The organism is Cognatilysobacter terrigena, from assembly GCF_004361065.1.
In the GTDB taxonomy this organism is placed as follows: Bacteria; Pseudomonadota; Gammaproteobacteria; order Xanthomonadales; family Xanthomonadaceae; genus Cognatilysobacter; species Cognatilysobacter terrigena.
Genome location: NZ_SELT01000008.1, coordinates 39,452 through 64,015 on the forward strand (window position 1 = coordinate 39,452; position 24,564 = coordinate 64,015).

The window sequence follows — 24,564 nt, forward strand, 5'->3', positions numbered from 1 at the left end:
GTTTCAGCTCGCGAGCAGCGCGCTCAGCGACGCATGCAGCGTCGTGGCTTCGGGATTCAGGAACGTGTCGACCGCCCGCGCGATCGCCGGCCATTCGCGTCCGTCGAACAGGCGCACGAAGAGGAACAGCGTGTCCAGGTTGCCGTGCTGCGCCTCCGGCGGCGCGATCCAGCGGCCCGGTTCCTGCTCGCGCAACACCTCGCCCGCGTAGCTGCCGAACGCGTACAGCGACTTGTTGACCGCTTCCAGCGGTGCGCCGCCGTCACGCCACTCGGCAAGCACGCGATCGACGTGCTGCAGCGAATCGACCGAATAATCGAGCCGCACGCCATAGACCTTGAGCATGTTGCGCACCGCGTCCTCGGCGTAGTCACGGGCGGTTTCCGCGGCAGGTGCAATGTCGAGGCGCAGGGTCATGACGGTCTCGTGGTCAGGGGTCGGGACGCGCGTCCGGCTCGCGACCGAGCGTTTCGCGCAGGAACGGCACTGTGAGGCGGCGCTGCGCGGCAAGCGCGGCGCGGTCGAGCTGGTCGAACAACTGCGTGAGACTGCCGAGGTCGCGTCCCACGCGGCGCATCAGCCAGTCGAGCGCAGCGTCGTCGACGGCCAGCCCCCGGCGCTGTGCGCGCTGTCGCAACACGTCGCGCCGTCCGTCGTCATCCAGCGGCGTCAGCGGGATGCCGATGCACTGCCCGAGCCGCGAACGCAGGTCCGGCAGCACGAGCTGCAGCGCGTCGGGCCGGGCGGTCGCCGCGTAGACGACATTGGCGCCTTGCGCGCGCGCGCGGTTGTGGAAGTCGAACAGCGCGACCTCGTCGTCGCGGTCGCCGGCGATCGCGTCGAGATCGTCGAGCGCGACGAGATCCATGCCTTCGAACGCATGCAGCGCGTCGCGCAGTCGGCCGGCGGCGCTGACGAGCGAGAGGTAGGCGGGGCGTCGTGCGCTCGCCAACGCCTGCGCACACGCGCCGAGCAGCAGATGCGTCTTGCCGGAGCCATTCGGACCGCTGACGAAAACCCAGTCGTTCGTTGTGCCCTGCGCACAGGCGTCGAGCAACGCGATCGCGCCGTCGGGCGCACCGACGAACGTATCCAGCCGCTGGTCGGGCGGCGACCGCAGCGCCAGCGGCAGCTGCGGAACCTGACGCGACGTCGCCATCAGATCGTTCCGGCGTCCCCGCCCGGCCGCTCGATGATCACGACCGGCGATGCGTCGCCCGCGTACAGGCGGCTCGCGCGGTAGCGTTCCTGCGCATAGCGCAGCAGCACGTTGGCGACCGCCGCGACCGGCAAGGCGAGCAACATGCCGAGGACGCCGAACAGCTGGCCGCCCGCAAGCACCGCGAAGATCACCGCCATCGGATGCAGGCCGATGCGGTTGCCGACGAACTTCGGAGTCAGCCAGTAGCTTTCGAACAGCTGGCCGACCACGAACACGACCAGCACGCCGCCGAAGTGCTGCCAGTCACCGAACTGCACCAGCGACGCGATGCCGCCGAAGATCAGCAGGGTCGCCGGGCCGACATAAGGCACGAACGTCAGCATGCCGGCGATCATGCCGATCAGGATGCCGAGATCGAGGCCGATGATCTGCAGGCCCACGGCGTACATCACGCCGAGGATCAGCATCACCATGAACTGCCCGCGCAGGAAGCCGCCGAGCACCGCATCGGACTCACGCGCCAGGCGCGTCACGATCGGCAGATGGCGCGGCGGGATCAGCGACGCGAAGCGCTCGATCAGCGCATCCCAGTCGCGCAGGAAGAAGAACGCGAGCACCGGCACCAGCACGGCGTTGACGATGATGCCGAGCAGCATCGAACCCGAACGCGTGACGTAACCGAACACCGTCTTGGCGATGCCGCCCGCGCTTTCCCAATGCTCGCGCACCAGGTTCGTGAGGTAGCCGACGTCGAGATAGCGGTCGACGTCGATGCGCGTGCGCGCTTCGATCCACGGCACCAGCGTGTCGCCGATCCAGGCGCTGTAGCGCGGCAGCGACTCGACGAGCGTCAGCACCTGTCGCTGCACCATCGGCAGCAGCAGGAGCAGCACGAGCACGAAGATCACCGTCATCACGCTGAAGACGATGCCGACCGCCGCGCCGCGCGACATGCCGCGCGCTTCGAGACGATCGACGATCGGATCGCCCAGCCAGCCGAGCAGCGCCGCGATCACGAACGGCGTCAGCACTGAGGCGAGGATGCCGAGCAGCCACAGCGCGGCGACGACGACGAACGCCCACTGCACGCGCCGCAGGAAGCGTGCGATCTCCTCCAGCGGCGTGGCGTGCTCCATCAGCGCAGGTGGAATGTGGTGGTGGAGTCGTCGCCGTCACCCACGGCTTCGACCACGCCGTCGCGCGTCGCGATGCGCGAGAAGCCGGCGACGCCGCTGACGAGTTCGAGTTCGTAGGTGAGGCCCTCGGGCGTCGCGCGGACCGGCGTCGCACGTTTCACCACCGCGACCTTCTCGAGGTAGGCGGCGAGGCGGATGAAGTCGTCGGTGCTGTTCACGCCAGTGAACGTGATCGTGTACGTGCCGGCCGGGCCGAGCGCCTTGCCGGGCTTGGCGTACTTGCGGATGAGCGCGTCGGCGGCGATGTCGGCGCCGCCGGACATCGCGCGGCGTGCGTCGCGGTCGTAGGTCGACGACTTGGCGAGCTGCTTGCCGTTGTCGAGGAAGGTCCACTCGACCTGCCAGCCGCCGGCGATCGCGCGATACATCTTGCCGATCAGTTGCATGGGCGGTGCGTACTTGGCGGATGCGCGCGAGATCGCCGCGGCATCGCCCCGCCAGATCGAGCCGACCAGCGCCTGCTCCGCCGCGTTGCCCGCGGGCAGGCCGAGCGCGTAACCGCGCTGCTTGGCGCGATCGAGCACCGGGCGCGCGGCGTTGGCCTTGTCGAGCCCGACGAGGCGCGGACCCGAGCCATCGTCGATCGCGAGCCAGAGCACCGGCTTGGGCCGCGGCTGCGGCCACATCGGCAGGCCGAGCGTCGCGATCATCTCGTCGACCTTCTTCGCGTCGTACTGCACGACGAGGGTCGTGTTGAACGACGGCGCGCCGGTCGCGCTGACGCCTTCGTCCTGTCGGTAGTCGTAGTGATCGACGTAGGCCTTGGCGTTGCGCAGCTCATCACCGACGCCGGGGCGCTGGTTGATCGCCCGATCGCCGGTCATGCGCTGCAGGACCTGCAAGAGGCCGCGGGCGAAACCCGTGTTGCGCTGCGCATCGCTCTGGTTGGTGACGACGACTTCCGTCGCATACGCACCCGACGCGCGGGCGCGGTCGCCTTCGACGCGTTGCGCGAAGACCGCCGTGCTGAATGCGGCGAGGAACAGGAAAACGGTGAGAAGTCGATACGTGCGCGCCATCGCCGGGGGAGCTCGTGGACTGGCCGGACATGGTGCCGGACTGCCGGCGGGCCGTCCACGGCGGCCGGTGCGGCCGGGCGCGGCTGGTAGAATCGCGGGCTTCCCCGACGCCTTCGAGACCGCCGTGTCCCAGTCGAACGCCCCCGACCGTGCCCCGCTCACCTATCGCGAGGCGGGCGTCGACATCGACGCGGGCAACGAGGTGGTCGAGCGCATCAAGCCGCTGGTCAAGCGCAGCTTCCGTCCGGAAGTGATGGGCGGCCTCGGCGGCTTCGGCGCGCTGTTCGACCTCTCCGGCAAGTACAAGGAGCCGGTGCTGGTGTCCGGCACAGACGGCGTCGGTACGAAGCTCAAGCTCGCGCAGCAGCTGAACCGCCACGACACCATCGGCATCGACCTGGTCGCCATGTGCGTCAACGACGTGCTGGTGCAGGGCGCCGAGCCGCTGTTCTTCCTCGACTACTTCGCGACGGGCAAGCTCGACGTGGAGACGGCCGTCGCCGTGGTCGGCGGCATCGCCAAGGGCTGCGAACTCTCCGGCTGCGCGCTGATCGGTGGCGAGACGGCCGAAATGCCGGACATGTACGCGCCGGGCGACTACGACCTCGCCGGCTTCTGCGTCGCGGCGGTCGAGAAGTCGAAGCTGCTCGACGGCTCGAAGGTACGCGAAGGCGACGTGCTCATCGGCATCGCCTCCAGCGGTCCGCATTCGAACGGCTATTCGCTGGTGCGTCGCATCTACGACCGCGCGGGCCGACCGGCCGACCTCGACGTCGGCGGCGTGAAGCTCGTCGACGCGCTGATGGCACCGACCCAGCTCTACGTGAAGCCGATCCTCGAACTGCTCGGCAAGCACGACCTGCACGCGATGGCGCACATCACCGGCGGTGGCCTCACCGAGAACATCATCCGCGTGATCCCGGACGGCCTCGGCCTCGACATCGACGCCAGCGCGATCGTGCTGCCGCCGGTGTTCGACTGGCTCAAGTGCGAAGGCGCGGTCGCCGACGACGAGATGTGGCGCACCTTCAACTGCGGCGTCGGCTTCGTGCTGGTCGTCGCGCCGGGGGACGTCGCCGCGGTGTCGGGCGACCTGCAACGCCTCGGCCTCGCGCATCGTGAAATCGGCAAGGTGACGCGGGCGAGCGGTGAGCGCGTACGGATCGGGTGACGTGGCAACGGCACCCGTCTATGACGAGGAACTCCGTCAGCTGCATCTGCTCGGCCTGTTTCATTTCATCGCCGCCGGACTGATCGGACTGTTCTCGCTGTTTCCGCTGATCCATGTCGCGATCGGTATCGCGGCAATCAACGGCAGCCTCGATGCGACTAATCCGCCGCCCCCGTTGTTCGGCTGGATGTTTCTTCTGATCGGCAGTTTCCTCGTGCTGTGCGGACTCGTCACCGCCGGCCTCGTCGCTTACGCGGGGCGCTGCCTGCGCGCGCGTCGACGCCACACGCTCTGCCTTGTGATCGCCGGCGTGGAATGCATGTTCATGCCGTTCGGCACAGTGCTCGGCGTCTTTACGCTCATCCTGCTCACGCGCCCGTCCGTTCGCGGCGCGTTCGCCTGACGCCATGCGTATCGCCGTCCTCGCCTCCGGCCGCGGCAGCAACCTCCAGGCGATCCTCGACGCAATCCGCGACGGCGCGCTCGACGCGTCCGTCGTCGGCGTGTTTTCCGATCGTCGCAAGGCCCTCGCGCTGCAGCGCGCGCGCGATGCCGGGATCCCGGCTGTCGCCGTGTCGCCGTCTTCGTTCGAAACACGTGAGGCGTTCGACGCCGCGCTGTTCGCTGAGGTCGCGGCCGTTCAGCCCGACCTCATCGTCTGCGCCGGATACATGCGGCTGCTCGGCGCCGCCGAGGTCGAGGCGTGGCACGGCCGCATGATCAACATCCATCCGTCGCTCCTGCCGCTGCACAAGGGCCTGCGTACGCATGCTCAAGCCCTAGCCGATGGCGTGACCGAACACGGCTGCAGCGTCCATTTCGTGACGGCCGAACTCGATGGCGGGCCGGTGATCGCACAGGCGACGGTGCCCGTACTTGCGGGCGATGACGAAGACGCGCTCGCGGCGCGCGTGCTCGATCGCGAACACCCGCTTCTGATCGCGACGCTGCAGCTGTTCACCTCGCGTCGGCTTTCCCTCGACGGCGCGTCCGTACAGTTCGACGGTCGCCCGCTGCGCGCGCCGTTGCGCCTGGCCGGCATGGACCTTCGGGAGATGGACACGTGACCCGCATCGCGATGCTCGCTTTCGGCTTCGCCCTGCTCGCCCTCAGCGGGACGGCGCTGGCCGTGCAGCCGTTCCACGCGACCTACGACGTCTACCGCGGCGGCCACAACCTCGGCGTCGCGACGCTCGAAGTGGTGCCCGACGGCGCGCGCTGGCGTGTCGACCTGATCATGGACGGCAAGGGGCTGATCGGCCTCGCCGGCTTGAACGCGCAGCAGAGCACCGTCTTCGACGAGGTGAACGGCGGCTATCGCCCGCTGGCGCAGAGCACGCTCCGGAAGATGCTGTTCACGCGGAAGCAGACGACCGGTGTCTACGATTGGTCCTCGCAACGCGCGACCTGGACCGGGGATGTGAAGAAGACCCGACAGGCGCCGGTGCCACTGCAGCCCGGGGACATGAGCGGCCTTCTGATCAACCTCGCGGTGATCCGTGACGCCCAGCCCGGGCAGACGCTGCAGTACCGGTACGTCGACAGCGGTCGTGCGCGCGTGCAGCGCTACACGGTGGCGACCGACCCGGAAACGATGAGCGTCGGCGAACTGCAGTACAGCGCCCTGCGCGTCGACCGTGTGCAATCGGGCGACGAGCAGACATCCATCTGGGTCGCGGAAGGCGTTCCGACGCCGATCCGCATCCTGCAGCGTGAAAACGGCGAAGACACGTACGACCTTCGCCTCATCGAATACAAGGGAGCCTGATCCAACATGACGAAGACGTTCCTCCGCGGCGCCATGCTGGCCGCCTCGCTCGCCCTCGCCGCGTTGCCCGCGTTCGCTGCGCAGCCGTTCAGCGCGCCGTACCAGGCGGACTACATGGGCATGAAGGCGACCGGTCGCATGGCGATCGAATCCGCCGGCAACGGCCAGTGGCGTTACACCCTCGAGATCCGCAACCAGCTCGCCGACCTCGTGCAGACCACGGTGTTCGACGAGGACGGCGGCGTGCTGCGTCCTCTCTCGGGCAGCGACAGCAACAAGCTGCTGATCAAGAAGTCGAACCGGAAGGCGACGTACGACTGGTCGAAGGGCGTCGCGACGTGGTCGGGCGACGTGAAGCCGGACCGCGCGGGTCCGATCAAGCTGCAGAAGGGCGATCTCGACGCGCTGCTGGTGAACCTTGCGATCGCGCGTGACGCCGTCGCCGGCAAGCCGCTGCGCTACCGCCTGGTCGACAACGGCAAGGCGCGCGACCTGACGTATTCGGTCGCGGGCAAGGAAAACGTCACTGTCGGCGGCAAGTCGCAGCAGGCGACGAAGGTCGTCAGCACGTCGGGCGACAAGAAGGTGACGCTGTGGGTGGTGCCGGGCGTGCCCGTGCCGGTGCGCATCATGCAGGTCAACGGCGGCGACACGATCGACCTGCGCATCGCGCAGTAATCGCGTCGAACGCGTAAAAAGAAAAAGCCCCGCTTCGGCGGGGCTTTTTTCGTATCCGGATGTCGATCAGCGAATGCGCGAGATCTTCGCACCCAGACCCGACAGCTTCTGCTCGATGTTCTCGTAGCCGCGGTCGAGATGGTAGATGCGATCGATCGTCGTCGAGCCGTCGGCCACCAGACCGGCGAGGATCAGCGACGCCGACGCACGCAGGTCCGTCGCCATCACCGGCGCACCGCTCAGGCGCGCAACGCCGCGCACCACCGCCGTATGCCCATCGACGTGGATGTCCGCACCGAGGCGCAGCAGTTCGTTGACGTGCATGAAGCGGTTTTCGAAGATCGTTTCGTTGATCACCGCAACACCGTCGGCCACGCAGTTGAGCGCCATGAATTGCGCCTGCATGTCGGTCGGGAAACCCGGGTGCGGCGCCGTCGTGATGTTGACGGGCTTGGGGCGACGACCCTTCATGTCGATCATGATGCGGTCACCGTCGCAGTCGAGTTCCGCGCCGGCTTCCTTGAGCTTGTCCAGCACGGCGTCCATCGTGTCCGGACGTGCGTGCGTAAGCGTGACACGGCCACCCGTCATCGCCGCAGCCACGAGGAACGTGCCCGCTTCGATGCGATCGGCGACGACCGTGTGCTCGGCGGCGTGCAGGCGCTCGACGCCTTCGACGACGATGCGCCCCGTGCCCGCACCGGTGATGTTGGCACCCATCGCGACGAGGCAATCCGCGAGATCGACGATCTCCGGCTCCATCGCCGCGTTCTCGAGCACCGTGCGGCCTTCGGCGATCACCGCCGCCATCAGCACGTTCTCGGTCGCGCCGACGCTGACGATGTCGAATACGTGGCGTGCGCCGACGAGTTTGTCGGCCCGCGCCTTGATGAAGCCGTTCTCGACGCTGATCTGCGCGCCCAACGCCTGCAGGCCCTTGATGTGCAGGTCGACCGGTCGCGAACCGATGGCGCAGCCGCCGGGGAGCGAGACCTCGGCATGTCCGTACTTCGCCAGCAGCGGGCCGAGCACGAGCACCGACGCGCGCATCGTCTTGACCAGTTCGTACGGCGCGACCTGGCTGTGCACCGTGGTCGGATCGACGGTGACGACGCCCGGGCCGGCATCGCCGACGCGAGCGCCGAGTTCCGCGAGCAGCCGCGTCGTCGTGTGCACGTCGTGCAGGTGCGGCACGTTGCGCAGCGTGACCGGGCCGTCGGCGAGCAGCGTCGCGCAGAGGATCGGGAGGACGGCGTTCTTGGCGCCGGAAATACGGACTTCGCCGTTCAGCGGCGTACCGCCTTCGACAACGATCTTCTGCATGGAGAGGGTCTGGAAGAGGTGGGAGGCTCAGCCGGCGGCGCCGGCTTCCTCGGGGGTCACGGTCTTGAGCTGCAGCGCGTGGATCTCGCCGCCCATGCGGTCGCCGAGCGTCGCGTAGACCATGCGATGCCGGGCCAGCGGCAGCTTGCCGCGGAATGCGTCGCTCACGACGGTGGCTTCGAAATGGACGCCGTCGTCGCCCCGCACGTCGGCGCGTGCGCCGGGCAGGCCCTGCTCGATGAGGTGGCGGATGGTTTCGGGGTTCACGGAATGCCTTGGAAACGGCGGGGAGACGGTGCCACGGGCGTGGACCGGCCGGACCGCTTAAACTGGGCGACTTAGCCTAGCGGAAAGCCCCCCTGTCCGAAATGGCGGATCCCATCGCGCCGGCGCACGGCGACATCGATTTCCCGGCCAGCGGCCGCCGCGTCTTCACGGTCGAAGCCGAGGCGCTCGCGGCCGTTTCCGCACGCCTGGACGGCGGCTTCGCCGACGCCTGCCGGCTGGTGCTGCAGGCCCGCGGCCGCGTCGTCTGCATCGGCATGGGCAAGTCGGGCCATATCGCCCGCAAGATCGCCGCGACGCTGGCCTCGACCGGCACTCCGGCATTCTTCGTGCACCCGGGTGAAGCCGCGCATGGCGACCTCGGCATGATCACCGACGCCGACGTCGTGCTCGCCCTCTCCTACTCCGGCGAGAGCGACGAGATCCTCACCCTGATGCCGGTGCTCAAGCGCCAGGGCAATCGCGTGATCGCGATGACGGGCCGGCCCGCGTCGACGATGGCGCGCGAGGCCGACGTGCACCTCGACGTGTCCGTCCCTGCCGAGGCCTGCCCGTTGCATCTCGCGCCGACGTCCAGCACCACCGCCTCGCTCGCGATGGGCGATGCGCTCGCCGTCGCGCTGCTCGAAGCGCGCGGGTTCACTGCCGACGACTTCGCCCGTTCGCATCCGGCGGGTGCGCTCGGCCGCCGCCTGCTCCTGCACATCTCCGACGTGATGCATGCGGGCGACGATCTCCCCGTCGTGCGTCCGACCGCTTCGGTGAGCGAAGCGCTGGTCGAGATGAGCCGCAAACGCCTGGGCCTCACCGCGGTGGCCGACGACACCGGTCGCCTGCTCGGCGTGTTCACCGACGGCGACCTGCGCCGCACGCTCGACGACGCGAAGCTCGACCTGCGTAGCGCGACGATCGAACAGGTGATGACGCACCGGCCGCGCACGATCGGCGCGGATGTTCTCGCCGTCGAAGCCGCGCACGTGATGGAACAGCACAAGATCAACGGCCTGCTCGTCGTCGATGGTGAGGGCCGCGTCGTTGGCGCCCTCAACATTCACGACCTGTTGCGAGCCCGGGTGGTTTAAGGGCCGATACGCATGACGACCGACCCCTCCGCCCTCGCCGATCTGCGCGACCGCGCCCGACGCGTGCGCCTCGCGTGCTTCGACGTCGACGGCACGCTCACCGATGGCCGCCTCGTTTACGACAGCAATGGCGGCGAAGCGAAAGCCTTCCACGTCCACGACGGCCAGGGCGTGGTACTGCTGCGACGTGCGGGCATCGAAGTCGCACTGGTGACGGCGCGCACGAGCCCCGTCGTGGAGCGTCGCGCCGCGGAACTCGGTGTGCGCGCCTGCTCCGGCGTCGGCGACAAGCTGGCGTGCGTGGAAGGCATCGCGAAGTCTCTCGGCATCACGCTCGACGACGTCGCCTTCATGGGGGACGACCTTCCGGATTTGAAGGTGATGCGTCGTGTAGGCCTGTCCGCGTGCCCGGCCGACGCGCACACCTGGGTTGCGCGAGACGCCGCATTCCGCACGCACCGCGTCGGCGGCGAAGGCGCGGCCCGCGAGTTCTGCGATTTCCTGCTCGACGCCCAGGATCGCGCGCAATCCATCATCGATGCGCTGCTGGCGGACGCACCGGTCGCACTCGGAGCGCAGGCATGAACTGGCGCCTCGTTCTCGGCATCGTGCTCACCGCGGCCGCAATCGCGATCGGCGCATCGCTGTGGCGACAGAACGCGATGGATCTCCCGCTCGAAGCCGGCCGCTCGGACTACACGCTGCACGACTTCGAGCTCGTCTCGCTCGACGCGCAGGGCAACGAGTCGTTCACGCTCCGCGCGCCCAAGCTCACGCGCGATCCCGACGTGCGCACGCTGTCGGTGACCACGCCCGTCTTCATCATCCCGCCGCGCGCCGGCAGCGCCGACACGCCGTGGACCGTCGATTCCAAGACGGCGTGGGTGTCGGCCAAGGGCGACGAGATCCGCCTGCGCGGCGACGTGCACGCCCTCAGCACCAAGTCCGGCGGCCAGCCCGTGCGCATGGACACGCAGGAACTCGACGTCTTCCCGAATGCGAACCGTGCGACCTCCAAGGTCGCGGTGAGCGTGAAACAGCCGGGACTTATACTCAACGGCCACGGCATGGACGCGAAGCTCGACGACCGTGTGGTGCAGCTCAGGAACTTCAAGGCCCGCTATGAAAAGTCGCCCTAGCCTCGCGCCCGTCGTCGCGCTCGCCCTGCTTGCGTTCGCGTGCAACGCGTTCGCGCGTTCGAGCGATCGTCGCCAGCCCATCGATATCGAAGGCGGCTCCGCCATCTATTCCACCGACGACAGCAAACCGACGGTGCTCGGCGGCGGCGTCACGATCACGCAGGGCACGCTGCGCATCACATCGGCGAACGCCGAGATCACGATGCGCAACGGCGAAGCGGTGCGCGCGGTCCTCCGCGGGGGTCCGGTGAAGATGAGCCAGCAGCTCGACGACGGCACGCCGATGAGCTCGACCTCCGCCACAGCGGATTACGACATGAAGGCCGACGTCGTAGTGCTCAGCGGCAGCGTCAACGTGACGCAGACGCGCGGCACGCTGAGCGGCGATCGCGTGAACTACAACATGCGCACCGGGCAGGTCGCGAGCGGCGCCGCCGCGGGCGGCGGTCGCGTGAAGATGCGCATCCTGCCGAAGAACGCGGGCACACCCTGATGCTGCGTGCCGAAGGTCTGCGCAAGAAGTACAAGTCGCGCGAGGTCGTGCGCGATTTCGGCCTGACGCTCGAAGCGGGCGAAGTCGTCGGCCTGCTCGGCCCGAACGGCGCCGGCAAGACGACCTGCTTCTACATGATCGTCGGGCTGGTGCCGGCGGATGCGGGTCAGATCCTGCTCGACGGGCAGGACATCACCGCGCAGCCGATGTACGCACGCGCCAAGCACGGCGTCGGCTACCTGCCGCAGGAACCGTCCGTGTTCCGCAAGCTCAGCGTCGCGGACAACATCCGCCTGGTGCTGGAGCTGCGCAACGACCTGGATCGCAAGGGCCGGGAGCGCGAACTCGCCACGCTGCTCGACGAACTGCAGGTCACGCACGTCGCCGACCAGATCGGCGCCAGCCTGTCGGGCGGCGAACGTCGTCGCGTCGAGATCGCGCGCGCGCTCGCCGCGCGTCCGCGCATGATGCTGCTCGACGAACCGTTCGCAGGTGTCGACCCGATTTCGGTCGGCGAAATCCAGCGCATCGTTCGCCATCTGACCGAGCGCGGCATCGGCGTGCTGATCACCGATCACAACGTGCGCGAAACGCTGGGCATCTGCGATCGCGCGTACATCCTGAACGAAGGTGTCGTGCTCGCGCAGGGTTCGCCGGAATCCATCCTCGCGAATCCGGATGTGCGTCGCGTGTACCTGGGTGAGACATTCCGACTGTAACGCTTCGGCGCCCGACCGGCGGCGGCCTGCACGGCTGACGTACGACAGGAACGCCGTGTACCTTGCATGTCGATGAAACCGCGCCTCCAGGCCACTCTTGGCCAACAGCTGGTGATGACGCCTCAACTGCGGCAGGCGATCCGCCTGCTGCAGCTGTCGTCGATCGAGCTAGACGCGGAACTGAGCGAAGCGGTGGAGAGCAATCCGCTGCTCGAGTGGGACGAAGGCGGCGACGTCATCGCGACGCCCGATGTCGCCAACACCGACGGTGATCGCGACGGTGCGGAGAGCGAGATCGACGCATCGCCCGTCGAAACGTGGAGCGACGCGGAGCTCGACAGCTGGACCGACGGCGGTGGCGGCCACGGTAGCGACGGCGATTCCGGCTCACTCGCCGAACAGGTCGCCGACCGCGAAACGCTGCACGATCACCTGCTGTGGCAGCTGCACCTGAGCAGCCAGTCGCCACGCGATCGGCAGATCGGTGCCGCGATCATCGATGCGATTTCCGACGACGGCTACCTGCGCGAGCCGCTCGACACCATCGCGGCCGCGATCGAACCGCCGGTACCTGTCGAGGACGTGCTCACGGTGCTGCATGTCGTGCAGCATTTCGACCCGATCGGCGTCGGCGCGCGCTCGGTGTCGGAAGCCCTGTGCGTGCAGCTCGCGGCGCTCGACGCCGACACGCCCGGCCGCGCGATCGCGATGCGCATCGCCGACGGTTTTCTTGAGCGCTTGCCGCGCCTCGGCGTCGACGGCATCGCACAGGAACTCGGCGAAGCGGTCGACGACGTCAGTTGCGCGGTCGCGCTGCTGCTGTCGATGGACCCGCGACCCGGCGCACAGCTGGGCGAAGTCGCGCCGGAAAGCTACGTCACGCCGGACGTCGTCATCTGGCGCCAGCATGGCGCATGGCGCGTCGCGCTCGCCGAACACAATCGCCCGCGCCTCCGCATCAATCGAAGCTACGAGGCGCTGATCACGCGCACGTCGTCGAGCGACGCCGCGTATCTGCGCGGGCAGTTGCAGGAAGCGCGCTGGCTGCTGCGCAATGTGGAAGCGCGCGGCGAAACACTGCTACGCGTCGCGCGCTGCCTCGTGCAGCGCCAGACCGCCTTCATCGAAGCGGGCGACGAAGCGCTGCGTCCGCTCACGTTGCGCGAAGTCGCGGCGGAGCTCGGCCTGCACGAGTCCACCGTCTCCCGCGCGATCGCGCGCAAGTACGCACGAACGCCGCGCGGCACGGTGCCGCTGCGCGCGTTCTTCGCGTCGAGCGTGGGCAACGGCACGGCGGAAGAGACATCGAGCGCAGCCGTGCAGGCGATGATCCGGCAGCTCATCTCGGCCGAGAACCCGCGCAAGCCGTTGTCCGATGCGCGGCTGGCGGAGTCGCTGCAGAGCGCCGGCGTGCCGGTCGCCCGTCGCACGGTGGCCAAGTACCGTGAAGCCATGAGTATCCCGTCGTCTCAGGACCGCGTGCGCATCTCCTGAGCGACGCAGTATTTGACGAACGTCATAACGCCGGGCTGGGAAAGTGACATGCTGGGGCTGCGGCCATGGGGCCGCCTCTGCCGACAGTCTGGAGATGCCCATGCGTATCGAAGTCCACGGTCAGCACATCGACGTCACCCCCGCCCTGCGCGAGTACGTCGCCACCCGCTTCAATCGGCTCGGCCGACATTTCGACCAGCCGTTCGACGTGCGGACCGTGCTGTCGGTCGAGAAGAACCGGCAGTGCGCCGAAGCGACCGTCACCATGGCCGGCAGGAGCTTCCATGCGGTGGCCGAGGGCGTCGACATGTACGCGGCGATCGATAATCTCGCCGACAAGCTCGACCGTGGCCTGCTCAAGCACAAGGAACGGCGGAGCGACCACCACCGCGGCGAGCGCCTCGCGCGCAGCGCCGAGTACGCCTGAGACTCCATGCCCTTTGCCGACCTGCTCAGCCGCGAACGTATCGAACGAATCGACGCCCCCCTCGACCTCGATGGCGTGATCGAGCACGTGGCGACGCTGCTGGCCCGGCCGGTCGAAGGGCACGGCCTTCCCGCCGGTGAGGTGGCCGAGCGCCTGCGCGAGCGCGAGAAGCTCGCCAGCACCGCGCTCGGGCACGGGGTCGCCATCCCGCATGCCCGGATGGCGAGCCTCGACACCGCCCGCGGCGCCTTCATCCGCCTGATGGAACCGGTGCCGTTCGCGGCGCCGGACGCGCGCCCGGTCGACCTGCTGTTCGCCATGGTGGTGCCGGAGGACGACGTCGCCGGCCACCTCGCCCAGCTCGGTGAGATCGCCCAGCGCTTCGCCGACGCCGACTTCCGTGACGCCCTGCGCGCCGCCGACGACAATGGCGGCCTCGTCCGCCACCTGCTCGGAACCGACGCGTGAACGCCCGCATCAGTGCCCTCGAGCTGTACGACCAGCAGCTCGAACGCCTCGGCTTGCGCTGGCTCGCCGGCCGCCGCGGCGCGGACCGCGTGCTGGAGTCGGTCGACACGGTCGCGCGGCGTCCCTCGCTCGCGGGCTACCTCAACATCATCTATCCCAACCGCGTGCAGATTCTCGGTACCGAGGAGCTTGCATGGCTCGACGCGCTCGACTCGCGTGCCCGCTGGGAAACGATCCAGAAGATCATCGACTTCCGCCCGCTGGCGCTTGTCATCAGCAAGGGCCAGGCCTGCCCGGAAGACCTGCGCATCGCGGCGGAGGAAAGCGACACGCCGCTGTGGGTCTCGCCGCGCCGCGGGCATGAGCTGCTGAACCACCTGCAGTACCACCTCGCACGGAAGCTCGCGCCGCGGGTGACGCTGCATGGCGTCTTCATGGAGATCTATTCGATCGGCGTGCTGATTACCGGCGAATCGGGCGCGGGCAAGAGCGAACTCGCGCTGGAGCTCGTCACGCGCGGGCATCGCCTCGTCGCGGACGACGCGCCCGAGTTCACGCAGATCGCGCCCGACGTGCTCGACGGCACCTGCCCCGAACTGCTGCAGGACATGCTCGAAGTGCGCGGCCTCGGCGTGCTCAACATCCGCCAGATGTTCGGCGACACCGCCGTCAAGCGGAACAAGTACCTTCGGCTGATCGTGCACCTCACGCAGCCGTCGCTGCATCCCGAGCCGGGCGGGCTGGAACGCATCACCGGCGACCTCGGCGCGCGCCGCGTACTGGACCTGGACGTCCCCATGATCACCCTGCCCGTCATGCCCGGCCGCAATCTCGCCGTGCTGACCGAAGCCGCCACACGCACGCACATCCTGCGGGCGAAGGGCGTCGATCCCGCCGCCGCGTTCATGGCGCGGCACAGCCACTTCCTCGAGCGGGGCGAATCGTGAGCGCACCGTCGTTGGCCACGCTGGTGCTCGTCAGCGGCATGTCGGGCTCCGGCAAGTCGGTGGCGCTCAACACGTTCGAAGATCTCGGCTTCTACTGCGTCGACAACCTGCCGGCGATGCTGTTGCCGCAGCTCGTCGCCGACCTCACCGGTGGCGAAGACGGCGGTCCCGCCAAGCTCGCGGTCGGCATCGACGTTCGTAACCGCCACGACGAACTGGACAAGGTGCCGGAAGCGCTTGCGGCAGTGGGCGGGCTCGGTTTCGATCCGCGCCTCGTCTTTTTCGACGCCGTCGATCCCGTGCTTCTCAAGCGCTATGCCGACACGCGACGCCGCCATCCGCTGAGCCGCCTCGGCCTGTCGCTGCCCGACGCGATCGCGCTCGAGCGCCAGGTCCTGCGTCCGCTGCGGCAGCTGGCCGACGCGATCGTCGACACCAGCGAAATGAACGTGCATCAGCTGCGTCGGCACGTCACCACCGAGTTCGGCCTCGGCGCCGAAGCCGGTATGTCGCTGCTGTTCGAATCATTCGCCTATCGTCGCGGCGTACCCACCGACGCCGACTTCGTCTTCGATGCCCGCGCGTTGCCGAACCCGCACTGGATTCCATCGCTGCGCCCGCTGTCCGGCCGCGATCCCGACGTTCGCAAGTACCTGCTCGAGCAACCCGACGTCGAAGCGTTCTTCTCGCAGATCAGCGGCTTCCTCGATACCTGGCTGCCACGCCTGCAGGCGGACAGCACGCGCAGCTATGCGACGGTCGCGTTCGGATGCTCCGGCGGCCGCCACCGCTCCGTGTTCCTGGCCGAGCGCATGGCCGAACACGCGCGCGAAAAGGGCTGGCCCGAAGTCGCCGTGCATCATCGCGAACTCGACTAGCGACTGTCCCAACGGCCGCTTCCGGGCGGTCACGTGGCTCTGCTAACGTCGGGCCATGGCCGTCGGCATCCTGCTCGTCACCCACGAAGGCATCGGTAGCGCGCTGCGAGGCGTGGCGGAGCGGTTGCTCACGCCGCTGCCGCTGCGCATCGAAGTGTTCGAGGTCGCGTTCGACGCCGATCCCGATGTCGCGTTGCCGCTCGCGAGCGCCGCACTGCGCCGCGCCGACAGCGGCGACGGCGTGCTGATCCTCACCGACCTGTTCGGTGCGAGCCCCGCGAACGTCGCGTCGAAGCTCGCGCGCCTCGGCACGCCGATCCGGCGCGTGTCGGCCCTCAACCTTCCCATGCTGCTGCGCGTCCTGAACTACGCCGAGCTCGACCTCGATGCAATGCCCGCCGTGGCCGTCGCCGGTGGCCGCAACGGCGTACAACTCGACGACGCCTGACTCCGATGATCGAACGCGACCTCACCGTTTCCAACCGCCTCGGCCTGCATGCGCGGGCCACCGCCAAGCTCGTGCAGACGCTGTCGCAGTACCGCAGCGCGTGCACGCTCCTCGCCAAGGGCCGCGAAGTGAACGCCAAGAGCATCATGGGCGTGATGCTGCTCGCCGCGGGCCAGGGCACCGCGGTGAAGCTGCGCGTCGATGGCGACGACGAACAGGCGGCGGCCGACGCCGTGCAGGCGCTGTTCGAGCGCCGCTTCGACGAGGACAGCTGATCGCATGCGACAGAGCCTGTCCGGTCAGGGCGCGTCGCGCGGCACGGTGCTGGGGCGTGCGCGTGTCCGCCTGCCGCATGCCTTGCAGATCGCCGAGCAGCACATCGCACCGGATGCCGCGGATGCCGAACTCGAGCACCTGCATCGCGCGATCGCCACGGTGCGCGAAGAGATGCACGCATTGCGCGCGCGGCTGCACGGCGCGCTGGCGCAGGAAGTCGGCGAATTCCTCGACCTGCACGCGCTGATGCTCGACGACCCGGAGCTGCTGCATGGGCTCGACGAACTCGTCCGCGATCGGCACTACAGCGCGGACTATGCGCTGCGCGTGCAGCGCGATCGCCTCGCCGCCGTGTTCGAGGCGATGGACGACCCGTACTTCAAGAGCCGCGTCGAGGACATCGACCAGGTCATCGGCCGCGTGCACGCCGCGTTGCATCGTCGCGATTGCGAACTGCGCGGTTTCGCCGGCGAGGTCCTCGTGGCCGAAAGCGTGGCGCCCGCGGAAATGGCGCAGCTGCAGGCGCAGGGCGTGATCGGACTGGTGACGACCGGCGGCAGTCCGCTCGGCCATACCGCGATCCTCGCGCGCAGCCTGCACATGCCGCTGGTGGTCGAGTGCTCGGGCGCGCTGGATCGCATCAACGACGGCGATGCGTTGATCGTCGACGGCGGCACCGGCCTGGTCGTCGTCGAACCCGGCGCCGACGACCTGCGCGCGCATCGCGATCGCGAGCAGGTGCACGTGCGCGAGAAGCGCGCCCTCGCCCGCCTGCGTCGCGAACCTACGCGCACGCGCGACGGCGTCGACATCCGCCTGTTCGCGAACGCGGAATCGCAGGAAGACGTGGCCGAGGCGCATTCGCTGGGCGCGGCGGGCATCGGCCTCTACCGGACGGAGTTCCTGTTCCTGCAGCGTGCCGCGCTGCCGGACGAAGAGGAACAGTTCCGCGCGTACCGCGACGTCGTCATGGGCATGAGCGGTCGCCCGGTAACGATCCGCACGCTCGATGTCGGTGCCGACAAAACGGATCGCACCGGCCTCGCGCTGCGCGACGAACCCAATCCCGCGCTCGGCCTGCGCGGCGTGCGACTGTCGCTCGCGCGTCGCGGCCTGTTCGAAACGCAGCTGCGTGCATTGCTGCGCGCGTCGGCGTACGGCCGCATCCGCCTGCTCGTGCCGATGGTGACGTCGGTCGAGGAAGTGCGCCTGGTGCGCAGGGAACTCGATCGGGTGGCGGCGGACCTTCGCAGCGAGGGCCATGAGCTCGGCGAGGACGTGCCGCTCGGCGTCATGATCGAAGTGCCGGCCGCGGCGCTCGCGCTGCCGGCGTTCATCGACGAGGTCGACTTCCTTTCGGTCGGCACGAACGATCTCGTGCAGTACCTGCTCGCGGTCGACCGCAATCACGAAGGCCTCGGGCGGCTCTACACGCCGCTGCATCCCGCCGTGATCCGTGTGTTGCGCGACACCATCCGCCTCGCCCAACGGCATTCGACGTCGATCGCGGTCTGCGGCGAAATGGCCGCGGCGCCGGACTACGCGCCGCTGTTGCTCGCGCTCGGCCTCACCGACTTCAGCCTGCATCCCGGCACGATGCTGGAAGTGCGCCAGCGCATCCGCGACTGCGACTACGCGCGCCTCCAGTCACGACTGCCCGCCCTTCTGCGCGCCCGCGATCGCGACGCCATCGAACGCTGGCTCGCGACCGCCTGATCGGCCCTTCGCGACACAGCGATTGTGGATCGCGCGACGGCGCGGCGATAATGCGGCGATGAACCTCTGACCTCGGTCGCATATCGCGGCGTTCAACGCCGGCGGGTGCGACTCGCCCACGGACCTTCGAGGTCCCCGCCGGAAATCCGCGCATGGCCGAATCCGTCCGCCACGAGAAGACCGCGCGGCAGCTCAGGCTGCTGTCCGACGCGCTCGACAGCGGGCGTCTCGGGCCGGTGCGTCGCCTGGTCAACACGCTCTCGCCCGCCGAGATCGGCAACCTGCTCGAGTCCCTGCCGCCCGCCAAGCGCACGGTGGTCTGGGGCCTGGTCGATGCCGAGGACGACGGCGAAGTGCTGGTGCACGTCGGCGACGAGGTGCGCGAAGGCCTGCTCGCGGAGATGGACCCCGACGAAATCGTCGCCGCGGTCGAGGACCTCGATCTCGACGACCTCGCCGATCTCGTCGAGGACCTGCCGGACGCCGTGATCGAGCAAGTCCTGCTGTCAATGGACCGCGAGAACCGCGAGCGTCTCGAACAGGTGCTGTCGTATCCGGAGGACACCGCCGGCCGACTGATGAATCCGGACGTGGTGACGGTGCGGACTGACACCACCATCGAGGTCGTGCTGCGTTACCTGCGCCTGCGTGGCGAGCTGCCCGAGCACACCGACCACCTGTACGTCGTCAGCCGGCGGCACCAGTACCTCGGCCGCATCTCGATCGCGGACCTGCTCACGCAGGATCCGTCGACGCCGATCAATCGTCTCGTCGACGACGAGCAGCCGGCGATCCGCGTCGGCGAGACCGCGAACGAAGTCGCGCGCAAGTTCTCGGACTACGACTGGATCAGTGCGCCGGTCGTCGACGAGAACAACATCCTGCTCGGCCGCATCACCATCGACGACGTCGTCGACATCATCCGCGAGCAGGCCGAGCACCAGGCGCTGTCGGCCGCGGGTCTCGACGAGGAAGAAGACCTGTTCAGCCCGGTGCCGCGCGCGACCCGGCGTCGCCTGCTGTGGCTGACGATCAACCTCGGCACCGCGTTCCTCGCGTCGTACGTGGTCGGCGAATTCCAGGGCACGATCCAGCAGATCGTCGCGCTCGCCGTGCTGATGCCGATCGTCGCCGGTATGGGCGGCAACGCCGGCACGCAGGTGCTGGCGCTGATGGTGCGCGGTCTCGCGCTCGGCCAGGTCGGCCTGTCGAACTACCTCGCACTGCTGTGGAAGGAGTGCAAGGTCGCGATCCTGACCGCGCTCGGCCTCGGCGTGATCCTTGCCGTGGTCGTGCAGTTGCGCTTCGGGAACTGGGGGCTGACCGCAGTCATCGCCGCGGCGCTGCTCATCAACCAGGTGGCGGCGGCGATCGCCGGCGTGCTGATCCCGGTCACCATCCGGCGCCTCGGCTTCGACCCGGCGCTGGCCAGCAGCATCTTCCTCACGACGGTCACCGACGTGATGGGCTTCTTCTCGTTCCTGGGACTGGCGACGCTGTTCCTGCTCAAGTGACGGCTGCGCGGGCCGTTACCATGTCCGGAAGCCCGGACTGCGTCGACGGACCGGCGAAAGGGGAACAGGATGCTCAACCGACTGCTGCGGCGGCTGCAAGGCCGTCCGACGTCCGCGCCGATCGCCGATGCGTCCAACGAGGACGTTGCCCCTGCCCCGGCTTTCGCAGCGGATGAGGCTGCGGTCGAAGCGGAGTTGCCCGGCGACGCCGTCCTGCTCACTCCGCACGAGCTCAGCGCCCGTTTCGTTCGCCATCTTCTCGGCGCGCCTGCCGATGCGCCGATCGTCGACGGTCTGGCCGACGACATCCTCGATCGCCTCGATACCCAGTCGCAGCGCCTCGATGTGGCGCGCCTGCCCCGCCTGCCCGCGCTCGTGCCGCAGCTGCTCTCGGCGCTGCGTCGCGACGACGTCGATTCGAATGCGATCGCGGCGCTGCTCGCGCGCGATCCGACGCTGGCGGGCGACGTCGTGCGCGTCGCCAACAGCGCGCACTACCGGCGCGGTAGCGCGATCGCAACGTTGCCACAGGCGGTCAACACCATCGGCAGCGATGGCCTGCGTTATGTCGTCCTGACGACGGTGATGCGGCCGATCCTGCAGGCCGATCCTTCGCAGCAGGCGGCGCAGTCCGGCGTACGTCTCGCCGAACAGTCCGAGGCACGCACGTGGCTGTGCGGTGCGCTCGCGCGCGGCGCCTGCGATGTCGGCGAAGCGCAACTCGCGTCCGTTATCGCATCCACCGGCATCGCCGCGCTCATGCGCATGATGCCGCGCCCGCTGATGACGCAGGCCGCTGCCGACGCCGCGTTCGGCCCGCGTTTTCTCGCGCTTGCGGCCGACGTCTCGACGCGCGCAGCAGTGCACTGGCGTCTCGACGAACCGTTGCGCCAGGCGCTGCAAGCGCTCGCTCGGAGCGACGAGGACGCAGCGCCACTGACGCGCGTACTAACGCGCGCCGACCGGCTTTCGATGCTGCGCGTGCTCCGTCAGATCGACGCGTCGAACATCGCCGTCTCCACCGACAGCGCTGAACGCATGCAGGACACGCGACTTCTAGCGTCGATTCCGGGCCTCGCGGAACCCGTCGCAGCCTGACCGCAAAACCGACTCAGCGGCCGAGCAGACGCTCCAGCACCGCCATGCGCACGGCAACGCCGTTCGCGACCTGACGCAGGATCAGCGAACGCGGCCCGTCGGCCACTTCGTCGGTGATCTCGACGCCGCGATTGATCGGCCCCGGATGCATCACCACCGCGTCGGGCGCTGCACGACGCAGGCGCTCGGCGGTGATGCCGTAATGGCGGTGGTAATCCTCGAGCGAATCGACCAGCCCGTCTTCCATGCGCTCGCGCTGCAGCCGCAGCGTCATCACCGCATCGACGCCGTCGAGCGCCTCGTCCACGTCATGGGTGACATTGCAGTCCGCCAGCGTGCCGTCATCGGGCAGCAGCGATGCGGGCCCGCAGACGCGGATGTCGCCCGTGCCGAGCGCGCGCAGCGCGTGCAGATCCGAGCGCGCCACGCGCGAGTGTTTGACGTCGCCGACGATCGCGATGCGCATGCGCGAGAAGTCGTCGCCCTTCGCCTGCCGCAGGGTGAGCATGTCGAGCAGGCCCTGCGTCGGATGGTTGCTGCGGCCGTCGCCGGCGTTGAGCAGCGCAGTCTCCGGACGTGCGGCGTCCGCGAGTCGCGCGACGGCGCCATCGTCGTGATGCCGGACGATGAAACCGCGAACGCCCATCGCTTCGAGGTTGCGCATGGTGTCGAGCGCGGTCTCGCCCTTGCGTGCGGACGAGGTCGACACGTCGAAGTTCAGCACGTGCGCGCCGAGCCGTTGCGAAGCCAGCTGGAAGCTCATGCGCGTGCGCGTCGACGGCTCGAAGAACAGCGTGCAGACGGCGGCGCCCCGCAGTGCATCGAAATCGCCCGGCGTGTCGGCGAAGTGCTGCGCGCGGTCGAGCAGCCCGACGACGGTGGCGCGGGGCAGGCCGTCGAGCGTGAGCAGGTGATGCATGGTCTATCCGGTGAGGGTGGCTTCGAGTTCGACCGCGTCGGCCGGCGCCGCCAGCCAGCGCTCGACGATGATCGCCGCGGCCATGGCGTCGAGGATCTGCGCGTCGCGACGGCGCTTGCCACCCTGCGCGCGCTCGCCGGCGAACCGCTGCGCGGCTTCGACCGAGGACGAACGCTCGTCGACCAGCATCACCGGCTTGCCGAACTTGCGGCCGAGCTCGCGTGCGAAGGAATGCGCGCGCTTGCGGGCCGGCTGGTCACCGCCTTCGAGCGTCATCGGATCACCCACCACGAACGCATCGGGCCGCCATTCGCGCACCAGTCGATCGATCGCCGGCCAGTCCGGGCCGCTCGCATGCACATCGACGACGGCGACCGGGCGTGCGCCCGTGCCGAACGCGCTGCCCACGGCGACACCGATCCTGCGTGCGCCGACGTCGAAACCGAGAACCGTCGTCGCCGCTGTCATGTCAGGCGTGCCCCGTGTAATCGGCCAGGCGCGAGAGGTCGACGCCGATGCGTCCGGCCGCAGCGCGCCAGCGCTCTTCGAGTGGGGTGTCGAACAGCAGCGAAGCGTCGACCGGTGCGGTCAGCCAGCTGTTGTCGGCAACGAGTTCCTGTTCGAGTTGTCCTGCGCCCCAGCCCGCGCATCCGAGCGCGATGACCGCATGGTCGGGGCCGTCTCCATTGGCCATGGCTTCGAGAATCTCTCGTGAGGTGGTGAGGTAAAGATCATCGCCGATGGCGAGCGTGGAATCCCAGCGTGTGCCGCCGTCGTGGATGACGAAGCCGCGCTCGCGATGCACCGGTCCGCCGTTCAGCACGATCTGCGCGCGAAGCGTTTCGCTGCCGCCGTCGAAGCCCATCTGGCTCAGCACTTCGCCGACGGTGTATTCGGAGGGACGGTTCACCACGATGCCCAGTGCGCCGTCCTCGTCGTGCTGGCAGATCAGCGCCACGCTCTTGGAGAAGCTGGATTCGGCCAGCGACGGCAGCGCGATCAGCAGCTGGTTCGCGAGCGGCGTCGGGCTGTCGGGCAATGACATGGACCCATATTGCCCGGGTTCGCCGCGGTAATGGAAGCGCTGCGGGAGCCGGAAACAACGAAGGCGCCCGCAGGCGCCTTCGTTTCGGGACGGGAGCCCGGTTCAGCGGACGTCGGCCACGCCCACGTCGCCCAGACCCGCGGCCAGCGTACGGGCGTCGCCGCCCTGCGCCAGCTTGATGCGCAGGCGCACCTCGTTCTGCGAGTCGGCGAACCGCAGCGCGTCCTCGTAGGAGATCTCGCCGCCCTGGTAGAGCTCGAACAGCGCCTGGTCGAAGGTCTTCATGCCCAGGTTGGTCGATTCCTTCATGACCTCCTTGAGCTTGTGGATCTCACCGTCGCGGATGTAGTCCTGCACCAGCGGCGTGCCGAGCAGGATTTCCATCGCGACGCGGCGGCCCTTGCCGTCCGGCGTCGGAATCAGCTGCTGCGCGACCACGCCCGTGAGGTTGAGCGACAGGTCCATCAGCAGCTGCGTGCGGCGGTCTTCCGGGAAGAAGTTGATGATGCGGTCCATCGCCTGGTTGGCGTTGTTCGCGTGCAGCGTGCAGAGCACGAGGTGGCCGGTTTCGGCGAACGCGATCGCGTGGTCCATGCCTTCGCGCGTACGCACCTCGCCGATCATGATGACGTCCGGCGCCTGGCGCAGCGTGTTCTTCAGCGCGGCTTCCCACGAATCGGTGTCGATGCCGACCTCGCGCTGCGTGATGATGCAGCCCTCGTGCTTGTGCACGAATTCGATCGGGTCTTCGATGGTGATGATGTGGCCGGTGGAGTTCTTGTTGCGGTAGCCGATCATCGCCGCGAGCGAGGTCGACTTACCCGTACCGGTCGCGCCCACGAACATGATGATGCCGCGCTTGGTCATCGCGAGCGTCTTGATGATCGGGGGCAGCTGCAGCTCCTCGACCGTCGGGATCTTGCTCTCGATCCGGCGCAGCACCATGCCGACCTGGTTGCGCTGGAAGAAGCAGCTGACGCGGAATCGGCCGACGTTCGCGACACCGATCGCGAAGTTGCACTCGTGCGTCTTTTCGAACTCTTCGCGCTGCGCCGGGCTCATCACCGACAGCACGAGGTCGCGCGACTGCTGCGGCGTCAGCGGGTTCTGCGTGATCGGCGTGATCTTGCCGTGGACCTTGATCGACGGCGGCATGCCGGCCGTGATGAACAGGTCGGAGGCGCGGTGTTGCGCCATCAACTTGAGATACGACGAGAAGTCGATCGAGCCGCCTGCAGCTGCAGCAGCGGGCGGAGGGGTGCCGGGGGACATGCTCATCGTTGAATCTCCGGGTGACTG

At 68.5% G+C, this 24,564-nt stretch carries 30 protein-coding genes; 20 read left to right on the plus strand and 10 right to left on the minus strand.

Annotated features, from left to right (window positions below):
* Positions 1 to 3 precede the first annotated feature (3 nt).
* From EVS83_RS06750 to EVS83_RS06765, 4 genes are read right to left on the minus strand one after another with little or no spacing between them, the layout of a single operon-like run.
* Positions 4 to 417 carry a hypothetical protein gene (locus EVS83_RS06750; RefSeq protein ID WP_133500277.1) on the minus strand — a complete coding sequence of 138 codons (414 nt, stop codon included), beginning with the start codon at positions 415 to 417 and terminating at the stop codon, positions 4 to 6.
* 13 nt (positions 418 to 430) lie between these two features.
* The gene (gene hda, locus EVS83_RS06755) at positions 431 to 1,159 is read right to left on the minus strand and encodes a DnaA regulatory inactivator Hda (protein ID WP_133500278.1); all 729 of its coding nucleotides are present in this window, start codon (positions 1,157 to 1,159) and stop codon (positions 431 to 433) included.
* Complete coding sequence (locus EVS83_RS06760) at positions 1,159 to 2,298, minus strand: AI-2E family transporter (RefSeq protein WP_133500279.1); 1,140 nt, start codon at positions 2,296 to 2,298, stop codon at positions 1,159 to 1,161. Before EVS83_RS06760 ends, hda begins: the two co-directional genes overlap by 1 nt.
* Positions 2,298 to 3,377 carry a DUF2066 domain-containing protein gene (locus EVS83_RS06765; protein WP_133500280.1) on the minus strand — a complete coding sequence of 360 codons (1,080 nt, stop codon included), beginning with the start codon at positions 3,375 to 3,377 and terminating at the stop codon, positions 2,298 to 2,300. Before EVS83_RS06765 ends, EVS83_RS06760 begins: the two co-directional genes overlap by 1 nt.
* Before the next feature lie 124 nt (positions 3,378 to 3,501).
* Between EVS83_RS06765 and purM the strand changes: the two genes are divergently transcribed.
* From purM to EVS83_RS06790, 5 genes are read left to right on the plus strand one after another with little or no spacing between them, the layout of a single operon-like run.
* A complete protein-coding gene (purM, locus tag EVS83_RS06770; protein WP_133500281.1) occupies positions 3,502 to 4,548 on the plus strand; it encodes a phosphoribosylformylglycinamidine cyclo-ligase in 1,047 nt (348 codons plus the stop codon).
* A 1-nt stretch (position 4,549) separates the two neighbouring features.
* Positions 4,550 to 4,951 (plus strand): hypothetical protein, encoded by a 402-nt coding sequence (locus EVS83_RS06775; RefSeq protein ID WP_133500282.1) that lies wholly within the window; start codon positions 4,550 to 4,552, stop codon positions 4,949 to 4,951.
* A gap of 4 nt (positions 4,952 to 4,955) precedes the next feature.
* The gene (gene purN, locus EVS83_RS06780) at positions 4,956 to 5,615 is read left to right on the plus strand and encodes a phosphoribosylglycinamide formyltransferase (protein ID WP_133500283.1); all 660 of its coding nucleotides are present in this window, start codon (positions 4,956 to 4,958) and stop codon (positions 5,613 to 5,615) included.
* Complete coding sequence (locus EVS83_RS06785) at positions 5,612 to 6,316, plus strand: DUF3108 domain-containing protein (RefSeq protein ID WP_133500284.1); 705 nt, start codon at positions 5,612 to 5,614, stop codon at positions 6,314 to 6,316. The genes purN and EVS83_RS06785 overlap by 4 nt, the downstream gene beginning before the upstream one ends.
* Positions 6,317 to 6,322: 6 nt before the next feature.
* Positions 6,323 to 6,994 carry a DUF3108 domain-containing protein gene (locus EVS83_RS06790; protein ID WP_133500285.1) on the plus strand — a complete coding sequence of 224 codons (672 nt, stop codon included), beginning with the start codon at positions 6,323 to 6,325 and terminating at the stop codon, positions 6,992 to 6,994.
* Between the two features lie 66 nt (positions 6,995 to 7,060).
* Here the strand turns inward: EVS83_RS06790 and murA are convergent, their stop codons facing one another.
* Together murA and EVS83_RS06800 are read right to left on the minus strand one after the other, a co-directional pair.
* The gene (gene murA / locus EVS83_RS06795) at positions 7,061 to 8,317 is read right to left on the minus strand and encodes a UDP-N-acetylglucosamine 1-carboxyvinyltransferase (RefSeq protein WP_133500286.1); all 1,257 of its coding nucleotides are present in this window, start codon (positions 8,315 to 8,317) and stop codon (positions 7,061 to 7,063) included.
* A 27-nt stretch (positions 8,318 to 8,344) separates the two neighbouring features.
* Entirely contained in the window at positions 8,345 to 8,584 is a 240-nt protein-coding gene (locus EVS83_RS06800; protein ID WP_133500287.1) for a BolA family protein, read from the minus strand.
* A gap of 101 nt (positions 8,585 to 8,685) precedes the next feature.
* On the opposite strand from EVS83_RS06800, the gene EVS83_RS06805 reads away from it, so the two are divergent.
* The 15 genes from EVS83_RS06805 to EVS83_RS06875 all read left to right on the plus strand — a co-directional run bounded on the left by EVS83_RS06805 (position 8,686) and on the right by EVS83_RS06875 (position 21,301).
* On the plus strand, positions 8,686 to 9,684 hold the full coding sequence (locus tag EVS83_RS06805; protein ID WP_133500288.1) for a KpsF/GutQ family sugar-phosphate isomerase: 999 nt from the start codon (positions 8,686 to 8,688) through the stop codon (positions 9,682 to 9,684).
* 12 nt (positions 9,685 to 9,696) lie between these two features.
* Complete coding sequence (locus EVS83_RS06810) at positions 9,697 to 10,269, plus strand: KdsC family phosphatase (protein ID WP_133500289.1); 573 nt, start codon at positions 9,697 to 9,699, stop codon at positions 10,267 to 10,269.
* Positions 10,266 to 10,823 carry an LPS export ABC transporter periplasmic protein LptC gene (gene lptC, locus EVS83_RS06815; protein WP_133500290.1) on the plus strand — a complete coding sequence of 186 codons (558 nt, stop codon included), beginning with the start codon at positions 10,266 to 10,268 and terminating at the stop codon, positions 10,821 to 10,823. Before EVS83_RS06810 ends, lptC begins: the two co-directional genes overlap by 4 nt.
* Entirely contained in the window at positions 10,807 to 11,316 is a 510-nt protein-coding gene (gene lptA, locus EVS83_RS06820) for a lipopolysaccharide transport periplasmic protein LptA (protein ID WP_133500291.1), read from the plus strand. The genes lptC and lptA overlap by 17 nt, the downstream gene beginning before the upstream one ends.
* Positions 11,316 to 12,035 (plus strand): LPS export ABC transporter ATP-binding protein, encoded by a 720-nt coding sequence (gene lptB / locus EVS83_RS06825; protein WP_133500292.1) that lies wholly within the window; start codon positions 11,316 to 11,318, stop codon positions 12,033 to 12,035. The genes lptA and lptB overlap by 1 nt, the downstream gene beginning before the upstream one ends.
* A gap of 72 nt (positions 12,036 to 12,107) precedes the next feature.
* Positions 12,108 to 13,529, plus strand: coding sequence for an RNA polymerase factor sigma-54 (locus EVS83_RS06830; RefSeq protein WP_133500293.1), 1,422 nt, complete (start codon positions 12,108 to 12,110; stop codon positions 13,527 to 13,529).
* Positions 13,530 to 13,629: 100 nt separating this feature from the next.
* Positions 13,630 to 13,956 carry a ribosome hibernation-promoting factor, HPF/YfiA family gene (hpf, locus tag EVS83_RS06835; RefSeq protein WP_133500294.1) on the plus strand — a complete coding sequence of 109 codons (327 nt, stop codon included), beginning with the start codon at positions 13,630 to 13,632 and terminating at the stop codon, positions 13,954 to 13,956.
* Positions 13,957 to 13,962: 6 nt separating this feature from the next.
* Positions 13,963 to 14,424: a PTS sugar transporter subunit IIA gene (locus tag EVS83_RS06840; protein ID WP_133500295.1), complete on the plus strand. Its 462-nt coding sequence runs from the start codon at positions 13,963 to 13,965 to the stop codon at positions 14,422 to 14,424.
* Positions 14,421 to 15,371, plus strand: a complete 951-nt coding sequence (gene hprK / locus EVS83_RS06845; RefSeq protein WP_133500296.1) for an HPr(Ser) kinase/phosphatase — start codon at positions 14,421 to 14,423, stop codon at positions 15,369 to 15,371. Before EVS83_RS06840 ends, hprK begins: the two co-directional genes overlap by 4 nt.
* On the plus strand, positions 15,365 to 16,249 hold the full coding sequence (gene rapZ / locus EVS83_RS06850; RefSeq protein WP_133500297.1) for an RNase adapter RapZ: 885 nt from the start codon (positions 15,365 to 15,367) through the stop codon (positions 16,247 to 16,249). Before hprK ends, rapZ begins: the two co-directional genes overlap by 7 nt.
* A gap of 55 nt (positions 16,250 to 16,304) precedes the next feature.
* Entirely contained in the window at positions 16,305 to 16,697 is a 393-nt protein-coding gene (locus tag EVS83_RS06855) for a PTS sugar transporter subunit IIA (RefSeq protein ID WP_133500298.1), read from the plus strand.
* Positions 16,698 to 16,702: 5 nt separating this feature from the next.
* Positions 16,703 to 16,972, plus strand: a complete 270-nt coding sequence (locus tag EVS83_RS06860; protein WP_133500299.1) for an HPr family phosphocarrier protein — start codon at positions 16,703 to 16,705, stop codon at positions 16,970 to 16,972.
* A gap of 4 nt (positions 16,973 to 16,976) precedes the next feature.
* Positions 16,977 to 18,689 carry a phosphoenolpyruvate--protein phosphotransferase gene (gene ptsP / locus EVS83_RS06865; protein ID WP_133500300.1) on the plus strand — a complete coding sequence of 571 codons (1,713 nt, stop codon included), beginning with the start codon at positions 16,977 to 16,979 and terminating at the stop codon, positions 18,687 to 18,689.
* A gap of 152 nt (positions 18,690 to 18,841) precedes the next feature.
* Positions 18,842 to 20,203 (plus strand): magnesium transporter, encoded by a 1,362-nt coding sequence (mgtE, locus tag EVS83_RS06870; RefSeq protein ID WP_133500301.1) that lies wholly within the window; start codon positions 18,842 to 18,844, stop codon positions 20,201 to 20,203.
* Between the two features lie 69 nt (positions 20,204 to 20,272).
* Positions 20,273 to 21,301 (plus strand): HDOD domain-containing protein, encoded by a 1,029-nt coding sequence (locus tag EVS83_RS06875; protein WP_133500302.1) that lies wholly within the window; start codon positions 20,273 to 20,275, stop codon positions 21,299 to 21,301.
* A gap of 13 nt (positions 21,302 to 21,314) precedes the next feature.
* Here the strand turns inward: EVS83_RS06875 and EVS83_RS06880 are convergent, their stop codons facing one another.
* The 4 genes from EVS83_RS06880 to EVS83_RS06890 form a co-directional block, all read right to left on the minus strand.
* On the minus strand, positions 21,315 to 22,220 hold the full coding sequence (locus tag EVS83_RS06880; RefSeq protein WP_208108703.1) for an aspartate carbamoyltransferase catalytic subunit: 906 nt from the start codon (positions 22,218 to 22,220) through the stop codon (positions 21,315 to 21,317).
* Between the two features lie 3 nt (positions 22,221 to 22,223).
* Positions 22,224 to 22,688: a Holliday junction resolvase RuvX gene (gene ruvX, locus EVS83_RS15865; protein WP_208108704.1), complete on the minus strand. Its 465-nt coding sequence runs from the start codon at positions 22,686 to 22,688 to the stop codon at positions 22,224 to 22,226.
* A 1-nt stretch (position 22,689) separates the two neighbouring features.
* Positions 22,690 to 23,265, minus strand: a complete 576-nt coding sequence (locus EVS83_RS06885; RefSeq protein WP_133500303.1) for a YqgE/AlgH family protein — start codon at positions 23,263 to 23,265, stop codon at positions 22,690 to 22,692.
* A 102-nt stretch (positions 23,266 to 23,367) separates the two neighbouring features.
* The gene (locus EVS83_RS06890) at positions 23,368 to 24,537 is read right to left on the minus strand and encodes a PilT/PilU family type 4a pilus ATPase (RefSeq protein WP_133500346.1); all 1,170 of its coding nucleotides are present in this window, start codon (positions 24,535 to 24,537) and stop codon (positions 23,368 to 23,370) included.
* Positions 24,538 to 24,564 lie beyond the last annotated feature (27 nt).

Excerpts from the sequence above, each read along its gene's own strand:
- EVS83_RS06750 (WP_133500277.1), bottom strand. The coding sequence starts at position 417 with ATGACCCTGCGCCTCGACATTGCACCTGCCGCGGAAACCGCCCGTGAC.
- hda (WP_133500278.1), bottom strand. The coding sequence starts at position 1,159 with ATGGCGACGTCGCGTCAGGTTCCGCAGCTGCCGCTGGCGCTGCGGTCG.
- EVS83_RS06760 (WP_133500279.1), bottom strand. The coding sequence starts at position 2,298 with ATGGAGCACGCCACGCCGCTGGAGGAGATCGCACGCTTCCTGCGGCGC.
- EVS83_RS06765 (WP_133500280.1), bottom strand. The coding sequence starts at position 3,377 with ATGGCGCGCACGTATCGACTTCTCACCGTTTTCCTGTTCCTCGCCGCA.
- purN (WP_133500283.1), top strand. The coding sequence starts at position 4,956 with ATGCGTATCGCCGTCCTCGCCTCCGGCCGCGGCAGCAACCTCCAGGCG.
- EVS83_RS06790 (WP_133500285.1), top strand. The coding sequence starts at position 6,323 with ATGACGAAGACGTTCCTCCGCGGCGCCATGCTGGCCGCCTCGCTCGCC.
- murA (WP_133500286.1), bottom strand. The coding sequence starts at position 8,317 with ATGCAGAAGATCGTTGTCGAAGGCGGTACGCCGCTGAACGGCGAAGTC.
- EVS83_RS06805 (WP_133500288.1), top strand. The coding sequence starts at position 8,686 with ATGGCGGATCCCATCGCGCCGGCGCACGGCGACATCGATTTCCCGGCC.
- EVS83_RS06810 (WP_133500289.1), top strand. The coding sequence starts at position 9,697 with ATGACGACCGACCCCTCCGCCCTCGCCGATCTGCGCGACCGCGCCCGA.
- lptC (WP_133500290.1), top strand. The coding sequence starts at position 10,266 with ATGAACTGGCGCCTCGTTCTCGGCATCGTGCTCACCGCGGCCGCAATC.
- lptA (WP_133500291.1), top strand. The coding sequence starts at position 10,807 with ATGAAAAGTCGCCCTAGCCTCGCGCCCGTCGTCGCGCTCGCCCTGCTT.
- lptB (WP_133500292.1), top strand. The coding sequence starts at position 11,316 with ATGCTGCGTGCCGAAGGTCTGCGCAAGAAGTACAAGTCGCGCGAGGTC.
- EVS83_RS06830 (WP_133500293.1), top strand. The coding sequence starts at position 12,108 with ATGAAACCGCGCCTCCAGGCCACTCTTGGCCAACAGCTGGTGATGACG.
- hpf (WP_133500294.1), top strand. The coding sequence starts at position 13,630 with ATGCGTATCGAAGTCCACGGTCAGCACATCGACGTCACCCCCGCCCTG.
- EVS83_RS06840 (WP_133500295.1), top strand. The coding sequence starts at position 13,963 with ATGCCCTTTGCCGACCTGCTCAGCCGCGAACGTATCGAACGAATCGAC.
- EVS83_RS06855 (WP_133500298.1), top strand. The coding sequence starts at position 16,305 with ATGGCCGTCGGCATCCTGCTCGTCACCCACGAAGGCATCGGTAGCGCG.
- EVS83_RS06860 (WP_133500299.1), top strand. The coding sequence starts at position 16,703 with ATGATCGAACGCGACCTCACCGTTTCCAACCGCCTCGGCCTGCATGCG.
- ptsP (WP_133500300.1), top strand. The coding sequence starts at position 16,977 with ATGCGACAGAGCCTGTCCGGTCAGGGCGCGTCGCGCGGCACGGTGCTG.
- mgtE (WP_133500301.1), top strand. The coding sequence starts at position 18,842 with ATGGCCGAATCCGTCCGCCACGAGAAGACCGCGCGGCAGCTCAGGCTG.
- EVS83_RS06875 (WP_133500302.1), top strand. The coding sequence starts at position 20,273 with ATGCTCAACCGACTGCTGCGGCGGCTGCAAGGCCGTCCGACGTCCGCG.
- EVS83_RS06880 (WP_208108703.1), bottom strand. The coding sequence starts at position 22,220 with ATGCATCACCTGCTCACGCTCGACGGCCTGCCCCGCGCCACCGTCGTC.
- ruvX (WP_208108704.1), bottom strand. The coding sequence starts at position 22,688 with ATGACAGCGGCGACGACGGTTCTCGGTTTCGACGTCGGCGCACGCAGG.
- EVS83_RS06885 (WP_133500303.1), bottom strand. The coding sequence starts at position 23,265 with ATGTCATTGCCCGACAGCCCGACGCCGCTCGCGAACCAGCTGCTGATC.
- EVS83_RS06890 (WP_133500346.1), bottom strand. The coding sequence starts at position 24,537 with ATGTCCCCCGGCACCCCTCCGCCCGCTGCTGCAGCTGCAGGCGGCTCG.